The organism is Paenibacillus intestini, assembly GCF_030803945.1.
GTDB lineage: Bacteria > Bacillota > Bacilli > Paenibacillales > Paenibacillaceae > Paenibacillus > Paenibacillus polysaccharolyticus.
Genome location: NZ_JAURUN010000030.1, coordinates 1 through 1,290 on the forward strand (window position 1 = coordinate 1; position 1,290 = coordinate 1,290).

Genomic DNA, 1,290 nt, shown 5'->3' on the forward strand with positions numbered 1-1,290 from the left:
TGGAGCTAGAATAAAAAGTGGACAACCGTTAACGGACGGAAGGATAATAAGGCTAACGGAGGTGTGTCCACATGGGAGAACAACGGCAACGATACAATGAAGAATTCAAGAAACAAACGGTAAAATTTATTCAAGAACAGACCAAGACACTCGGAGACTTGGCAGAAGAACTCAACATTCCAAAAAGTACATTACACCAGTGGATGGGCAAGTATCGTGAACTTAAACATGAGCCCGTAGCTAGCGTAGATCGAGTGAAAGAACTGGAAGCAGAGCTTAAAGAAATGCGCCGGTTACTTCAAGAGAAAGAGCATACGCTTGCGGACACGCAAGAGGAACTGGCTATTGTAAAAAAAGCAGTGCACATCTTCAGCAAACCAAAGAATTAAGATTTCAGTTTGTGGAAGACCATCGCTCCCTGTTTTCTTTGGAGAAGATGTGCACTCTGTTACACGTGTCACGGAGCGGATATTACAAGTGGCGGATGGATCTAACAAGTAAGCAACAGCATCGGAGAACTGAAATCATGAAGCGTATTCGGTTTCATTTCTACGACCACCAGAAGCGGTGTGGAAGTCCGAAAATTACGTATGCGCTCCATCTGGAAGGATACAAAATCTCTTCCCGTACCGTCAGTATATACATGCGTCAAATGAATCTTCGTTCCGTGCACAGTCCTCGGTATCGTGTCCAGACGACGGATTCTAACCATCATCATCCCATTGCACCAAATACGCTGAACCAGCAATTTCAAACGTCCAAACCGAACACCGCATGGGTCACCGATATCACCTACATTCCCTGCCGTGGAGGCCGGTTATATCTCGCCAGTGTTCTGGATTTGTGTACGCGTGAGATTGTGGGCTGGCGCCTGTACAACCATATGGAAACGAGCTTGGTGTTAGATGCATTGAAAGATGCTTACCAGGCCAAACGCCCCGCTTCAGGATTGCTCCATCACTCGGATCGTGGCTCACAGTACACGTCAAAAGAATACGTGGAGCAACTGAAATCGTATGGTATGGAGCCCAGTATGAGCCGCCGAGGAAACTGTTACGATAACGCATGTATCGAGTCTTGGCACAGTATTTTGAAGAAGGAACTCATTTACTGTAACCCTCGTTTTAAGAATCCAGAAGAGGCGTATAACGCCATTTACCAGTACATTGAGTTCTATTACAACCGCAAGCGAATGCATGGTGCGCTAGGTTATCTTTCCCCTACTCGTTTTGCGAAGAAGTTTACGGACAAATCCGTCGCGTAAGTGTCTACTTTCTTGACATTGGTCCA

The 1,290-nt window shown here is 46.0% G+C and carries 2 protein-coding genes; both read left to right on the top strand.

All coding sequences use genetic code 11. From position 1 onward, the window contains the following. Positions 1–71 precede the first annotated feature (71 nt). Positions 72–389, top strand: a complete 318-nt coding sequence (locus tag J2T16_RS28735) for a transposase (protein WP_090921784.1) — start codon at positions 72–74, stop codon at positions 387–389. 11 nt (positions 390–400) lie between these two features. Then, complete coding sequence (locus tag J2T16_RS28740) at positions 401–1,264, top strand: IS3 family transposase (protein ID WP_499020214.1); 864 nt, start codon at positions 401–403, stop codon at positions 1,262–1,264. The last annotated feature ends 26 nt before the right edge of the window (positions 1,265–1,290 follow it).

Bases quoted from the DNA above. Each gene is read 5' to 3' on its own strand.
- J2T16_RS28735 (WP_090921784.1), top strand. From the start codon at position 72: ATGGGAGAACAACGGCAACGATACAATGAAGAATTCAAGAAACAAACG.